Raw genomic sequence first — 15,234 nt, 5'->3', positions numbered from 1 at the left:
ATATCTTTTATTATAACACATATTGTAGGCCATCAATACAGCAACGAACAGTATTTCTCGTACTATCTTCACACCAATCTATGCTAAATTGAGGATATTTTTCTTGGAAGTATAAAATATTTCGATTTTTAAGGCCTCGCACCTTTGATGTACTGCTTCTGGGATAAGAAATTACAATTCTATGTTTCATCAAAATATCACCACTATCCGAATAAAATCTACATCCTACCTTATGAGTATGGTAATAATCAAAATGAGAAAAATTGTAACTATTTTGCTTTCCTAATAAATTTTCTGAAGAAAGATGTTCATCAATACATCTTTCAATACGTTGTTTATATTGTTCATTTACAACGAGCTCACCCATAGCAGGTTCATAGGGACCTGCTACCAAACTATTGCCTGAATCGAGCTCTTCCGTGCTTTGTAATCCTGTACGTATAACTTCAATATTATGCTGTTCAAACCATTCCTTTAAGAATGCACAATATTTAATAGCTTGCTCAGTACTTAATGGCTTATATTCACCAGCTCTATATTGATCAGCTAACTCTGTATTCTCTATAACAAGAACAGGGTAGATTCGTATAAAATCTGGTTTTAGTTTAACTACAGCAATAGCTGTTTCTAGAATTGTATGCCAAGTTTCACCTTTTAGTCCTGGTAAAAGCTGAACACCTACAGTCATCCCATGTTGCTTTAATCGCGTAACAGCCTCTACTACCTCTTGTGCGGTATGACCGCGCTTAGCATCTACTAAAATATCGTCATTCATGGACTGCACACCAAGTTCTACTGTTTTTACCCCGTAAGACTGTAACAAGGTAATTGCTTCATCACCTACAGCATCAGGCCGCGTTGAACAACGTATACCATCAATTATGCCGCGCTTAAGCATCTCAGAAGCAGGAGCTAATAATTGATGTTGTAACTCTTTATGGATAGCTGTAAATGATCCACCATAAAAGGCGACTTCCCAAAACTTATCATTTCGTTTACTTCCCACATACTCTGTAATCGTTGCTTTAATATAATCCGGTGTTAGGTGACTAATACCAGATTGGCCTGTAATACGAGACTGGTTACAAAAGGTACATACATAAGGACACCCTACATGAGGTATAAAAAAAGGTATCATACCAAATGGTTTCATAGTCACCTTCCTTTCTTATATAAAATAAACTCAGCCAAAACCTTTTATATTAATATATTAATATCCATGTATTTATTCCTTATGATATGTAATTAATATATTAAGATATAAGGCTTTCAATACAACGATCAAACAATCATAAGATAAATATATTTACAATTCTATATACTATTATACAGAAAAAAGCGCCATTAGGCGCTTTTCTATTTGGCCATTAACTTTTCTAACGTTAATTGAGCCGCATGTTGTTCTGCAATTTTTTTACTTTTACCAGAGCCTGCCTCGTAGGTAACACCATTTATTTCAACCACCATATGGAAGGTCTTAGCATGGTCGGGACCACTTTCACTGAGCAAACGATAGACGATATGTTTATCACCATCCCGTTGCACATATTCTTGTAACAAGGTTTTATAATCCTTGCCCCGTTTACCTTCTAAAGCTTGCTTGATATAAGTAATGAGATGTTTTAAAACGAAGTCCATCGCCGTTTGGTAATCTGTAGAAATATAGATAGCACCAATGAGAGACTCAAAGGTATCCGCTAAAATAGAATTACGATTATTACCACCAGAAGCACGTTCACCATGACCGAGCAATAAATATTGCCCCAATTGTAAAGAACGACTTACAGATGCTAAAGAATCCTCACATACTGTAGCGGCCTTGATTTTCGTCAAATTACCTTCGGCCATGTCTGGATATGTCTTAAATAGGTATTCCCCAATAATAAGATCTAAAACAGCATCGCCTAAAAACTCTAATCGCTGATTGTGATTAATATGCTTTGATTTATGTTCATTCGCATAAGATGTATGTGTAAAAGCACAATCTAAAATGGATATATCTGACACAGGTATGTCTAAACGAGCAACAAGCCCATGAAGAGATTCTTCACGAGCTTGTGTCATCTTACTCTTATGCGCTTCAACAGCTACCATTAGTCTTCATAACGGCGTACACAAAGTGTACCGTTATGACCACCAAAACCGAAAGAGTTGGAAAGAGCACATTTAACTTGAAGGTCACGTGCACCTTCGCGAACATAGTCAAGATCCAAACCTTCATCAGGATTGTCACAATTGATTGTAGGATGAACTTTACCAGTTTCGATAGCCATCGCCATAACGATAGTTTCGATAGCACCAGCAGCACCTAACAAGTGACCTGTCATGGATTTTGTAGAGTTAACAGCGATGTCTTTAGCATGATCGCCGAATAATTCTTTAATAGCCAATGTTTCATTTTTGTCATTAAGGCCAGTAGATGTACCATGAGCATTGATGTAGTTAACGTCTTTAGGATCGATACCTGCATCTTTAATTGCTAATTCCATACATTTACGAGCTTGTACACCACCTGGAGCTGGTGCAGTAATGTGGTAAGCATCGCCATTAGTACCATAACCTACAACTTCAGCGTAGATATGAGCACCACGAGCTTTTGCGTGTTCTAATTCTTCAAGAACAACGATACCAGAACCTTCACCCATTACGAAACCATCGCGATCGCGGTCAAATGGACGAGATGCTTTTGTTGGTTCGTCATTGCGTGTAGACATAGCTTTCATAGCTGCGAAACCAGCTACAGCTGCAGGAGATACAGCCGCTTCAGTACCACCGGCAAACATAATATCAGCATCACCACGTTGGATAATACGGAAAGCATCGCCAATAGCATTTGTACCAGAAGTACAAGCTGTTACGTCTGTAATAACAGGACCTTTAAGGCCAAGACGGATGGATACACGTGCAGATGTCATATTGGCAATCATCATAGGAACTGCAAATGGACTTACACGGCCAGGACCTTTTTCGAATAATGTTTCATATACTTCATGGATGGAGTCGATACCGCCAATACCAGTACCAACTACAGTACCACAACGATCTAAATCTTGTTTATCTAAATCAAGATCAGCATCTTCACAAGCAAGAACAGCAGCACCGATAGCCAATTCTACAGAACGGTCCATACGACGAGCTTCTTTCTTGTCTACGCCATAGTTTGTAACATCAAAATCTTTTACTTCACCAGCAATACGCGTTGCATAGTCAGATGCATCAAAGCGTGTAATTGGCCCAATACCAGATTGACCTGCCAATAACGCATTGTAAAAGTTCTCTTTACCGATACCTACAGGAGTCACTGCCCCTAAGCCAGTAATTACTACACGTTTTTCCAATTATTCCACCTCTTATAGCTATACAGCCCTTTTAAATTAATCAATCTCTGCTACTTGCTGTTTTAGTTGAGCAAAGATATCTTTAACTGGCATAATCTTGTCGACTTTTCTCATATTATTGCCAGAGAACACCAAACCTGTTTCCACATCACCTTGTTGTGCACGAGAAAGAGCACGGATGATACAGAATTTATGGGAACAATGTTTCAAACAGTTATCACACACCGTTGGAGGTGCTACAGTACCGTCTAATACAGATTCAGCAAATTTATTTTTAATTGCTTGTCCAGGCAAACCTACAGGACTTTGAATTAATACAATATCCTCAGGATTAGTAGCCCGTACATACATTTTTTTCAATTCGTCAGATGCATTACATTCATCAGAAGCAGCAAAACGGCTACCCATTTGAACGCCACTAGCACCTAATTTCAACATTTCTACGATGTCACGACCATCAAGAACACCACCAGCACCAATAACTGGAATGTTTTTAACAGCAGCTACAACCTCTGGAACGATTTCTCGAGCGGAACGATCCGTCCCCAAGTGGCCACCAGCTTCGCAGCCTTCTACGATTACTGCTGCTGCACCTAAACCTTCAGAAATGCGAGCTAATTTTGCGGACGAAACAATTGGTACGATTGGCGTACCAGACTCTTTGCCCATTGCGAACATATCTCTTGAAAAACCAGCACCTGCTACTACAAGATCAATGCCCTCTTCGATGGCAGTTTTAACTAAGCCCGCAAATTGTGTTGCGGCTACCATCGCATTTATACCAATAATACCCGTAGGTGATAATTTTCTAGCTAATTGTATTTCGTATCGTAATTCATCAAACGGCAAACCGGATGCTGCAATAAGGCCGATACCACCTTCATTTGCAACGGCTGCCGCCAAGCGAGCTGTAGACAATCTAATCGCCATACCACCTTGAATAATAGGTACTTTGGCCACTAGATTCCCAATGCGAAGTTCAGGGAGCTTCACTATCAAATCCTCCTGTAAATAAAACCGGTTGGGAGGCCACTCGGCCTCCCGTACGGCTGAATTGTCAGCTTTACAGCTTATTTAGCAGAATCAATATATTCTACTGTATCCTTAACGGTTTTGATTTTTTCTGCAACATCGTCAGGGATTTCAACATTGAATTCTTCTTCGAATGCCATGATCAATTCAACGATATCTAAGGAGTCAGCGCCTAAGTCGTCGATGAATGTAGAATCAATGGTAACTTCAGCTTCATCAACGCCTAATTGTTCCACAACGATTGCTTTTACTTTATCGAAAGTGTTCATTGGTGGTTCACCTCCTTTCAAAGTGTATTTATATATAGTCTAATTTTGAAACTACATCACCATACCGCCATCTACATTGATGACTTGGCCTGTAATATAGTTAGCAAAATCGCTAGCAAGGAATGTTGCTACTGTCGCTACTTCTTCAGCATTAGCCATACGGCCCAATGGAATTTCTGCAACCATAGCTTCTTTAACTTTTTCTGGTAATACATCAGTCATATCAGTATTGATAAATCCTGGTGCAATAGCATTAACAGTAATGCCACGACTTGCTAATTCTTTAGCACAGGATTTAGTAAAACCAATTACACCAGCTTTAGATGCTGCATAGTTAGTTTGACCTGCATTACCCATAACGCCTACAACAGATGTCATATTGATAATATGACCAGAACGTTGTTTCATCATGATTTTAGATACTGCTTTAGTTACTAAATATACACCTTTAAGGTTGATATCTATAACAGCATCAAAATCTTCGTCTTTCATACGCATCAATAAACCATCACGCGTAATACCCGCATTATTTACGAGAATATCAATGTGACCAAACTCTTTATGAGCTTCTTCCACCATAGCTGCAACTTCATCAGCATTAGCTACATTGGCTTTAATTTTAATGGCTTTACGGCCTAAAGCTTGTACAGCTTCAACAGTTTCTTGAGCTGCACCTTCGCTACCGCTATAGTTAACTACCACATCAGCACCAGATTGTGCTAAATTGATAGCTACAGCGCGACCAATGCCACGGGATGCGCCAGTTACAATGGCTACTTTACCCTCTAAATGCATTTTATCGAACCCCTTTCAAAAATTCAAGCGTTTTCTCTAAGGATGCAATGTCTTCAACATTGGCTAATTCCATATCTTTATTGATCTTTTTAGTAAAGCCAGTAAGTACTTTACCAGGACCTACTTCAACGAATCGAGTTACACCAAAGTTAACCATTTCAGCTACGCAGTCTTCCCACAATACAGGATTTGCAGCTTGTGTAACTAAGGACTCTTTAATATCGTTTGCATTGGTCAAAATTTTACCTGTCACATTTGCCACTACAGGAATTTGAGCATCGCTCACTTCGATTTTATCCAACTCTTCTTTTAAACGAAGAGCTGCAGGTTCCATCAAACGGCTGTGGAATGGAGCACTTACAGGAAGCATAACAGCACGTTTTGCACCGGCTTCTTTCATCTTTTCTGCTGCAGTTTCTACCGCTGCTGTTTCACCAGCAATAACAATTTGACCTGGGCAGTTGAAGTTAACTGCTTGCACAGAACCAACAGAATCGTTAACCTCTTTACAAATTTCTACAACTTGTTCACGAGGTAAAGCTAGAATTGCTGCCATAGCACCTTTGCCCAATGGCACAGCTTCTTGCATATATTCACCGCGTTTATGAACAACATACACAGCATCTTTAAAATTCAATACACCTGCCGCTACAAGAGCACTGTATTCACCAAGACTATGACCACCTACGATATCAGGTGTAAAGCCTTGTTCTTTAAGAACTTCATAGCAAGCTACAGATGCAGTTAAGATAGCCGGTTGTGTATTAGCAGTTTTAACAAGTTCAGTATCAGGGCCTTCAAAGCACAATTTGGAAATAGAATAACCAAGCGCTTCGTCAGCTTCTTCAAAACGTTGTTTCACAATAGGATATGCATTGTACAAATCTTGTAACATGCCTACTTTTTGGGAACCTTGACCAGGAAAAACAAATGCTGTTTTCATAAGGGCCTCCTTATTTAACAAGACCTTGAAGTTTTTTAATTACAGTTTCAGTTTCAGCCATGATATCTTTGATAATAGTTGCACATGGTTTAACATCTGTTAACATGCCAGAGATTTGACCAATCATTACAGAGCCTTCTTTTACATCACCTTCAATAGCAGCTTTACGAAGTGTGCCTGCACCTAAGTTTTCTAAATCTTCTTTGGAACCACCGCTAAATTCAAGGGATTTATATTTATGAGCTAATGCATTATCAATGATACGTACAGGGTGACCTGTTGTTAAACCAGTCATAACAGTGGCACGATCTTTTGCTTTCAATACTGCATTTTTATAGTTTTCATGAGCAATACATTCTTCGGATAATACGAATCGCGTACCCATTTGTACTGCTTGAGCGCCTAATGCAAAGGCTGCAGCCATACCACGGCCATCAGCAATACCACCAGCTGCGATAACTGGAACATCTACAGCATCTACTACTTGTGGAATCAATGCCATAGTAGTAATATCGCCTACGTGACCACCAGATTCTGTACCTTCTGCGATAATTGCATCAATACCACCGCGCAACAAGCGTTTTGCAAGTAATACGGAAGCAACTACAGGAATTACTTTAGTACCGATTTCTTTTAAAGCTGGAATATACACGCCAGGATTACCAGCACCTGTTGTAATTACAGGAACGCGTTCTTCCACAACTACTTCCATAACTTCTTTAACAAATGGAGACATGAGCATAATATTACAACCAAATGGTTTGTTTGTGCGCTCTTTTAATTTGTGAATTTCATTACGGAAAATATCAGGAGGCATATGACCAGCCCCAATGATACCAAGGCCACCCGCTTCGGAAACAGCTGCCGCTAATTCTGCAGTACCGAGCCAAGCCATACCACCTTGTAAGATTGGGTACTCAATCTGCAATAAATCACAAATGTCAGTCTTAATCATCTTGATGTGTCCTCCTTAATACCATTTCAAGACAAGGCTAGCCCATGTAAGGCCTGCACCAAATCCTGCAAACGCAACATTATCGCCGCGTTTGAAGCGCCCTTCACGATTAGCTTCGTCCAAAGCTATCGCTACAGACGCGGCAGATGTATTACCATACTTATGTAAATTAACAAATACTTTTTCCATCGGCATATGTAAGCGTTTTGCAGCCGAATCAATAATACGAATATTTGCTTGATGTGGAATAAAGAAATCCAACTCATTAAGTTCCATTCCAGCTCGTTCTAAAGATTTTAAAACAGTACGCCCCATCGTTTTAACAGCAAATTTATATACTTCAGAACCATCCATATGAATGAATGTTAAACCTTCTTCAATGCGTTGGTCATTGGCAACTACGGCTGTACCACCTGCAGGAATACAAAGAGATGGACCACCAGTACCGTCGGCACCCATATCAACACCTTTAATGCCATAACCTTCAGGGACTTCAGATACTACTGCGGCACCAGCGCCATCACCAAAGAGGATACTTGTACTACGATCGTTCCAATTTACTCGACGGGAGAGAATTTCAGCGCCCACAACGAGCACCTTTTTGTATAAACCGGAGCTAATATAGCTAGCTGCAGTAATCAATCCATATACAAAGCCAGAGCATGCAGCTTGTAAATCATAGGCCGCTGCATTCTTAGCGCCTAAATTCGCTTGTAATACACAAGCGGCTGAAGGAATAATCATATCCGGTGTTAAGGTAGCAAAAATAATCACGTCTATATCTTCGGCACTAACCTTAGCCATTTGCATAGCTTTTTTTGCTGCCTCAGTCGCCATATAGGATGTATTCATACCTTCCGGTGCAATGCGTCGTTCCTCAATACCAGTACGTTCTCTAATCCATTGGTCATTGGTATCAACCATTTTTTCTAGATCAAAGTTTGTTACAACATTGTCAGGAAGGAAGCTCCCAGTACCAATGATTCCAACCGGTTTACTCATCATAGTCATACTTCAAGGCTCCTTCAATATCCATTGTTTCTCTTATATGTTGAATAATTTTACGTTCCACTAAATCACTAGCAATTTCAATAGCAGTTTTAATCTCTTTAGCTTTGGAGCTACCATGAGCAATCATAAACACCCCGTTAACCCCTAAGAGTGGAGCACCACCATTTTCTGTGTGATCTAAGCGTTTTGCCATTTTTTTTAAAGCTGGCTTTACAAGCATAGCACCAATTTTGGCAAAAATACTACCGGCCATAATGCTATCCTTTACTAATTGTGTAAGACCTGTTACCAAGCCTTCTGCGAATTTAAGTACCACATTACCCACAAAACCATCGCAAACAACAACATCTACGACCCCTTTTGGAATATCACGGCCTTCAATATTACCATTGAAATTAATAGTTTTCATACGTTCCAAAATTGGATATGTAGCTAGAACGACATCGTTCCCCTTAGTGGCTTCTTCGCCAATATTTAATAACCCTACTGTAGGTTCTTCTTTACCTAATAAAAGTTTTGCATATTCAGAACCCATCAATGCACCTTGTACAAGATGTTTTGGTTTACAGTTTGAATTTGCACCTGAATCTAGCATAACAGTAATACCACTAACTGTTGGCATCGGAGTTGCAATAACCGGGCGATCAACCCCCTTAATACGACCGAGACCAAACAATGCAGCTGCTACAGCTGCACCTGTACTACCAGGAGCAATCACGGCATCGCAAGCATTATCACGAACTAAAGATGTTGCTACCACAATGGATGCGTCCTTTTTCTTACGCAATGCTTGTCCTGGATGCTCATCCATACCGATAACTTGACTGGCATGGTGTACAGAAATGCGTGGATTCTTAGCTTCATTCCTAGCTTCTAATATATTAAAAATTTGCTGCTCATCGCCGACGAGCACCACTTCAATGTGTTCATTTGCTCGTACGGCTTCAATGGATCCTAGTACAGTCTCCAATGGAGCAAAGTCGCCACCCATGGCGTCTATTGCAATTTTCATAATCTACACCCTATTCTCTACGGATTCCATAATAAATTTTGCGCGAAATACTTCTTTTATTTTATCTCTTATAATGACCCAAATAAAGAACTTATTACCACGGCGACGCACAATTTCTGCTTTTGCCACCAGATTAGTACCAGCTCCAACTGGGTTTTTATATTTTATATTTCCAACCTCCGCAGAACAAACAGTAGTCCCCATGACTACCTTTGCGAGGGAATTTGCTTGAGCATATAAATACTGTGGCTCTACATGTCCAAATCGATCTTCCATATCAGAAGTAGTACGTAGCATTGATAATGCTTGTTGTCCTTCCGTAACATCGATCAGTTCACCAACCACTTCGTACGGTACATGTTCTACCGCTTCTTGTGATTGACCTGTAGCCATGACGCGTATGCGTTCACGCAATTCAGGAATGCCCAACTCTAGACGATCTAGACGAATCGTTGGCACACTTACATTAAAGTGTGTAGCCAATTCTTCATCAGTAAGAAATGGCGTAATATTCAGTTTTTCTTGTAACTGCTTTTGGCGCTCTTGCTTCTTTAACCGACTCATGGGACCACCTTTTATGACCTAGTATTAATATTACATCCTAAGTATATACAATAATTCCCCTATTGGCAAGGCTTTTCATATATATAGTAACAGATTTTACTCATATATACTAAATATAGATATTATTTTATGTTTAAGTATCATTTTGTTTATAAAAGTATAAAAAAATGCCACTATTCTACAGCTTTATATTACTATAAAATAGCGGCACTGACTAATGCATATGAAGTATATTAAGTTATATATATTACTAAAAGTATACAAAAGCATACAAAAAAGACGCCTACTACTACAGTAGGCGTCTTTTTTCCGCTCACATATTAAGCATTAGCTACTACTTGCTCACCTTTATAGTGACCACATGTAGGGCAAACACGATGAGGCATCTTAGGTTCGTGGCATTGTGGGCATGCTACATAACCAGGAGCTTCTAATTTCCAATTAGCACGACGGCGATCGCGACGGCATTTAGACAATCTACGCTTAGGTACTGCCATTATCTGCACCTCCTTAGTACAATCATTAGGACAATCTATCATCTTTCTCATCAAGCAAAGCACGTAACTCTGCAAATCGAGGATCCACCACAAAGGATTCACAAGAACAAGGTGAAACATTTAAATTTGCTCCGCAATGAACGCACAATCCTTTGCAATCATCCTGACATAACACTTGAGAGGGCTCATTGATGATTAATGTATCCCTAATTAGTTCGGTTAAGTCAATTTCCTCTCCATCGAAAGGAATCACATCTTCAGCAACGTCTCTAGAATCACTAAAGATTTCCTCAAAGGAATCCTTACGATCATGCTCTGTTGTAGTTAAACAACGTGAACACTCGTAATCACCTTTAGACTCTATCGAACCTTGAACGATGTAATTTTGACCATCAAACCAAAACTCACCATTAATGGTTATATCATGACGGCTCCAAGGAAAAGCAGTTACGTCACCAAGCTCAGAGGTTGGTATCGTATAGCTATAAGGAAATTTCTTTCCTATATGTTCTTTTGCTTGCTCTACTTGCAGTTTCATAATCTTACCTCGACTCATAATATTATAAACATGACATAGTGCTTTGTCAAATAAAAAAGACTATCTTAAGCGGACTCAAGATAGTCTTTTTGGTAAGTCAATTACATTTTTTCGAATTGGTCTTTACCAACACCGCAAATTGGGCAAACATAATCAGCTGGTTGATCTTCGAATTTTACGCCTTCAACAGCTTCGTCATAAACCCAACCACATACTACGCATACGTATTTTTCCATGAGTATTTCCTCCTTCACTTGAAAATTATTGTTTAATGTTTATCTTTTATAATTCAGATACTCTATCTGTAATGTAGTATATCAAAGATATCGAAACTTTTCAATACTCATTTTCTTAATTTCTCATTTTTTATAATATTTATAAAGCATATATAATATGCGGATTTGTGCTATATGAAAATTTGAAATGCATTATCAATTAGATGAATTTAGACTTAAATATAAAGTAACACACTACTTCATCACTACGCTGTTTCAATACTAAAAACAGTTATTATTATACCAATTATTGTTAGAGTATTAAATAAATCAACTACCTAAGGTGTACATAATTTATATATTATACTATTATATATAAGAGAATATAGTTACATTATATTTCAAAACAAATAAACTAATAACTTATTATATAAGTATGTACTTATGAACACTTACTTCTCTATGCGATATACGTATAATAAGAATTTTACTATCTTACTATGAACTATTGATTAGAGAAATCATCATTTATTTTGTTATCATAGGAGGATTTATGAGAACAGCTTTAACGGAACTTTTACAAATTGAATACCCTATTATCCAAGGTGCTATGGCTTGGGTATCTGAACACAAATTAGTTGCTGCCGTTGCTAATGCAGGTGCAACAGGTGTTATCGCCCTTGGTGGCCGCGATGCTGAATGGACTCGTAATGAAATTCGTGCATGTAAAGAATTAACAGATAAACCTTTCGGTGTTAACCTTATGTTAATGGCACCTAATAAAGATGAGTTAGTAAATGTTATTATCGAAGAAAAACCTGCATTTGTAACACTCGGTGCTGGTAATCCTGTACCATATATCAAACCGCTCCAAGAGGCTGGTATTAAGGTTATCCCTGTAGTACCTTCCCTTAAATTGGCTAAACGTATCGAAGAAGCAGGTGCTGATGCGATGATTGTAGAAGGTATGGAAGCTGGTGGTCATATTGGTAGCCAAACAACAATGTCCTTAATGGAGAATATTTTGCCAGAAATCTCTATTCCTGTAGTAGTAGCTGGTTCTATTGTAGATGGTCGCGGTCTTGCAGCTGCATTATTAATGGGTGCCGAAGGGGTACAAATGGGCTCTCGCTTCTTGCTAGCGGAAGAATGTCAAGCACATCAAAATATGAAAGAAGCAATTATCAAAGCAAGCGATACTGATTCTGTTGTAACTGGTCTTCTCTCTGGCCACGGCGGTGTTCGCAGCTTAAAAAATGAATTTACTACTCGCTATTTAGCAGCAGAAACTGATGGTGTTACTACACCTGAAGAGCGTACAAAAATGTCTCAAGGCACTAATAAACGCGCCGCAATTGATGGCGATGTTGTAAATGGTGCGGTACAAGTTGGACAAGCCTTGAATCGTCTTGTCGCTATCGAACCAGCTCATACAATTGTTCAAACTGTAATGAACGAAGCAATTATGTCTATTCGTAAGGCTCAACGCCTTCTTGAAATTGTTTAATGAATCAGGAGTACTATATGTTACCATTTCATGGAAAATATCCAAAATTAGATCCTAAAAGTTGCGTCATGCCCGGTGCTGAACTTGCTGGTGATGTAGAGCTTAAAGAATATGCATCTATTTGGCAAAACTGTGCACTTCGTGGCGACGTAAACAAAATTGTAGTAGGTCGTTATTCTAATGTACAAGATAACTCTGTTTTGCATGTAGACGACGATAAAGCATGTATCTTAGGCGATTATGTAACAATCGGCCACGGTGCAATTGTTCATGCAAGCACAATCGAAGATAATGTTTTAGTTGGTATGGGAGCTATTGTGTTGAGCGGTTGTCATGTTGGATCTGGCTCCATTATCGCGGCTGGTGCAGTAGTAAAAGAAAATACTGTAATCCCTCCAAACTCCTTAGTAGTTGGTATTCCAGCCCGTGTTGTTCGCACAGACGAAACACAAATCGAACGCATTCACAATCAAGCTTTAAAATATAAACACTTGTGGACAATTGAGTACGGTATGCTTCCTGATGCAGGTGGCGAAGAATACGATAAAAACGCTAAAATCGTATAAATGCATATAAAAAAGTTACACAAATAGCAAAAGCGGATAGTTGATAAACAACTATCCGCTTTTATTTTTATTGCGAACTAGACTTAGCTTTCAATATAACTAAATATAGCCTTATAAGTTAGTAGAATATCTAAAACGATACATTGATAAACACTCTAGTTCGAAAACTATTTACTCGTTTTTAATTTGGCCTGAACAATTTGTTCCACCAGAAGTGCTGTACCCATGGTCAACGCTATAGGGAAGAACATCTCTACGGAAAATCTAGTCAACTCAAGCATAAATACGCAAGATGTCATAGGCATTTTCTGTGCTAGTCCTAAAAATGCTACAGCACCGATAAAGGCAGCCATCCCTAATGATATAGGAGCTACTGCAATAGACCAAAAAGTACCAAATACTATAGCTAACGTACTTCCCAACATCATAGATGGAGTAATACGCCCACCATAAGCTCCAGCTGCTAATGCGAGTAATACCGCTACCCACTTAGAACCAAATAATCCTAATGCATAGGTCCAGGTAATATCATTAGCAAATGTTAATTCGTTCCCTGCCTTACCATTCCCTAGAATTTCAGGGAAATACATAGCTAACGCACCAATAATTGTAAACGCAACGATAGATATTGGGATCATAATAGGACTGCTACGATGAATAGAAGGTAACTTACCTTGAGTAATATTAAATAAAACTACACCTAAAGCAACAATAGCGCCCAAGGCGATAGAGAATTCTACATAATGACTGCCCAAGCTAGGTTGAGCCATTGTATATTGAATGACATCCCCTACACCAGCTTGTCGAGTTACAAAAGTTGCTAATCCACAGCATATAAGTGCAGCACTCATGGCGCGTATATTCCAAGTAAGGAGCAAGGTTTCTAACGTAAAGATTGCCGCCGATAATGGTGAATTATAAACTGCTGCTAAGCCCGCGCCTGCAGCACAAGCAATCAATAATTGGCGATCTTCTTGTTTTATGTCAAAGTGCTTAACTAAAAAAGTTGTAATCCCCGCACTTGCTTCACGAGGGGCTACTTCTCGCCCTAAAGGTGAACCTATAGCTACCGTAATAATTTGTAAGGTTGCATGAAAAACAGTAGTGATGGGATTCATATCCATCTTACCGGAAACCGCAGTTTTAATATCTACAACACCTTTACCATATCGGTGAATAAGAAACCAGCCCACACCACCTATGAGACCACAAATAATAAGTGGTATCAATCGTTCTACTGGAGATACTCGCGCTACAGCAGCACCAAAGCTCATATGATCTGCAGAAGAATAATTATATACAAAATGCTGAATACTATGCATTAAATGTGTATAAGAAGCCCCTACTAATCCCGCTATAAATCCAACAACAATTATGAGACCTATTAAACGTTTATCAAATGCCATACTTACTCCATTGCTAACACAACTTCACCAGTTTCTAATGTTTTCTTAACATCTATAATACGTTGATTAGATGAACCTCTAAATCGTAATGCTGGATCTTTAAGTTCATCTACAAATCGTCCATCTACAAGGATATCAATTTCGTGTAATAAAGCACTTCTCAACTCATCCCCTAAAATATTATCTATTTCATATCCTGAATAGGCCCAAATTTTCTTTTCCGGTGCAGCCCCTCGTACAGCTCTTACTACAGGTAATAAACCTTGTATATTTTGGAAAGGCTCTCCACCCAATAAAGTTAAACCTGAGCATGTAGGATTTTTCACATAGGAAACAACTAAATCAGTTTCAGCTTGAGTCCATTCTTTACCGGCATTAAAATCTTGGTATTCTTCGTTAAAGCAGTTATAACAACAATGCGTACATCCAGTCACAAAGATAGATGTACGAATTCCTTCTCCATTGGCAATATCATATTGTCTTATTTGCCCATATCTCATAATTACCTCCATAGTAGTGCATATCAAATGATCAACACTATATAGATATATTTCAATTTTTCACATGTATAGTAAAAGCTGTGCCC

18 protein-coding genes are annotated in these 15,234 nt (G+C 38.8%); 2 read left to right on the top strand and 16 right to left on the bottom strand.

Going from position 1 to position 15,234, the window contains the following annotated elements; translation table 11 throughout:
- Positions 1 to 10: 10 nt before the first annotated feature.
- From VCHSUH04_RS03975 to VCHSUH04_RS03910, 14 genes are all read right to left on the bottom strand, one after another.
- Positions 11 to 1,153, bottom strand: coding sequence for an elongator complex protein 3 (locus tag VCHSUH04_RS03975; RefSeq protein ID WP_105085450.1), 1,143 nt, complete (start codon positions 1,151 to 1,153; stop codon positions 11 to 13).
- Positions 1,154 to 1,356: 203 nt separating this feature from the next.
- Positions 1,357 to 2,094: a ribonuclease III gene (rnc, locus tag VCHSUH04_RS03970; protein ID WP_105085449.1), complete on the bottom strand. Its 738-nt coding sequence runs from the start codon at positions 2,092 to 2,094 to the stop codon at positions 1,357 to 1,359.
- Positions 2,094 to 3,338 (bottom strand): beta-ketoacyl-ACP synthase II, encoded by a 1,245-nt coding sequence (fabF, locus tag VCHSUH04_RS03965; protein WP_105085448.1) that lies wholly within the window; start codon positions 3,336 to 3,338, stop codon positions 2,094 to 2,096. Before fabF ends, rnc begins: the two co-directional genes overlap by 1 nt.
- Before the next feature lie 36 nt (positions 3,339 to 3,374).
- Positions 3,375 to 4,331: a nitronate monooxygenase family protein gene (locus VCHSUH04_RS03960; protein WP_005386972.1), complete on the bottom strand. Its 957-nt coding sequence runs from the start codon at positions 4,329 to 4,331 to the stop codon at positions 3,375 to 3,377.
- Between the two features lie 77 nt (positions 4,332 to 4,408).
- A complete protein-coding gene (locus VCHSUH04_RS03955) occupies positions 4,409 to 4,639 on the bottom strand; it encodes an acyl carrier protein (RefSeq protein WP_004693441.1) in 231 nt (76 codons plus the stop codon).
- A 51-nt stretch (positions 4,640 to 4,690) separates the two neighbouring features.
- Entirely contained in the window at positions 4,691 to 5,434 is a 744-nt protein-coding gene (gene fabG, locus VCHSUH04_RS03950) for a 3-oxoacyl-[acyl-carrier-protein] reductase (protein WP_105085447.1), read from the bottom strand.
- Between the two features lies 1 nt (position 5,435).
- Entirely contained in the window at positions 5,436 to 6,377 is a 942-nt protein-coding gene (gene fabD, locus VCHSUH04_RS03945) for an ACP S-malonyltransferase (RefSeq protein ID WP_105085446.1), read from the bottom strand.
- Between the two features lie 10 nt (positions 6,378 to 6,387).
- Complete coding sequence (gene fabK / locus VCHSUH04_RS03940; protein WP_105085445.1) at positions 6,388 to 7,332, bottom strand: enoyl-[acyl-carrier-protein] reductase FabK; 945 nt, start codon at positions 7,330 to 7,332, stop codon at positions 6,388 to 6,390.
- A gap of 15 nt (positions 7,333 to 7,347) precedes the next feature.
- Positions 7,348 to 8,343: a beta-ketoacyl-ACP synthase III gene (locus VCHSUH04_RS03935; protein ID WP_060924752.1), complete on the bottom strand. Its 996-nt coding sequence runs from the start codon at positions 8,341 to 8,343 to the stop codon at positions 7,348 to 7,350.
- Positions 8,327 to 9,355 (bottom strand): phosphate acyltransferase PlsX, encoded by a 1,029-nt coding sequence (gene plsX / locus VCHSUH04_RS03930; protein WP_105085444.1) that lies wholly within the window; start codon positions 9,353 to 9,355, stop codon positions 8,327 to 8,329. The genes VCHSUH04_RS03935 and plsX overlap by 17 nt, the downstream gene beginning before the upstream one ends.
- Before the next feature lie 3 nt (positions 9,356 to 9,358).
- Positions 9,359 to 9,919: a transcription factor FapR gene (gene fapR / locus VCHSUH04_RS03925; RefSeq protein WP_105085443.1), complete on the bottom strand. Its 561-nt coding sequence runs from the start codon at positions 9,917 to 9,919 to the stop codon at positions 9,359 to 9,361.
- 320 nt (positions 9,920 to 10,239) lie between these two features.
- On the bottom strand, positions 10,240 to 10,416 hold the full coding sequence (gene rpmF, locus VCHSUH04_RS03920) for a 50S ribosomal protein L32 (protein WP_004693428.1): 177 nt from the start codon (positions 10,414 to 10,416) through the stop codon (positions 10,240 to 10,242).
- Positions 10,417 to 10,441: 25 nt separating this feature from the next.
- On the bottom strand, positions 10,442 to 10,954 hold the full coding sequence (locus VCHSUH04_RS03915; RefSeq protein WP_105085442.1) for a DUF177 domain-containing protein: 513 nt from the start codon (positions 10,952 to 10,954) through the stop codon (positions 10,442 to 10,444).
- Positions 10,955 to 11,055: 101 nt separating this feature from the next.
- On the bottom strand, positions 11,056 to 11,190 hold the full coding sequence (locus VCHSUH04_RS03910) for a rubredoxin (protein ID WP_004693422.1): 135 nt from the start codon (positions 11,188 to 11,190) through the stop codon (positions 11,056 to 11,058).
- Positions 11,191 to 11,722: 532 nt separating this feature from the next.
- Here VCHSUH04_RS03910 and VCHSUH04_RS03905 point away from each other — a divergent pair.
- Together VCHSUH04_RS03905 and VCHSUH04_RS03900 are read left to right on the top strand one after the other, a co-directional pair.
- Positions 11,723 to 12,676 carry a nitronate monooxygenase gene (locus VCHSUH04_RS03905; protein ID WP_105085441.1) on the top strand — a complete coding sequence of 318 codons (954 nt, stop codon included), beginning with the start codon at positions 11,723 to 11,725 and terminating at the stop codon, positions 12,674 to 12,676.
- A 17-nt stretch (positions 12,677 to 12,693) separates the two neighbouring features.
- The gene (locus VCHSUH04_RS03900) at positions 12,694 to 13,242 is read left to right on the top strand and encodes a gamma carbonic anhydrase family protein (protein ID WP_060924757.1); all 549 of its coding nucleotides are present in this window, start codon (positions 12,694 to 12,696) and stop codon (positions 13,240 to 13,242) included.
- A 167-nt stretch (positions 13,243 to 13,409) separates the two neighbouring features.
- Here the strand turns inward: VCHSUH04_RS03900 and VCHSUH04_RS03895 are convergent, their stop codons facing one another.
- Both VCHSUH04_RS03895 and nrdG read right to left on the bottom strand, forming a co-directional pair.
- Complete coding sequence (locus VCHSUH04_RS03895; protein ID WP_105085440.1) at positions 13,410 to 14,648, bottom strand: chloride channel protein; 1,239 nt, start codon at positions 14,646 to 14,648, stop codon at positions 13,410 to 13,412.
- A gap of 2 nt (positions 14,649 to 14,650) precedes the next feature.
- Complete coding sequence (nrdG, locus tag VCHSUH04_RS03890) at positions 14,651 to 15,148, bottom strand: anaerobic ribonucleoside-triphosphate reductase activating protein (RefSeq protein ID WP_105085439.1); 498 nt, start codon at positions 15,146 to 15,148, stop codon at positions 14,651 to 14,653.
- Between the last annotated feature and the right edge of the window lie 86 nt (positions 15,149 to 15,234).

Origin of the sequence: Veillonella sp. T14073-2 (assembly GCF_002959875.1) — a bacterium.
Taxonomy (GTDB): domain Bacteria; phylum Bacillota; class Negativicutes; order Veillonellales; family Veillonellaceae; genus Veillonella; species Veillonella infantium.
The sequence above is the reverse complement of the archived record's forward strand: the minus strand, read 5'-3'. Positions and strand labels throughout refer to the sequence as shown.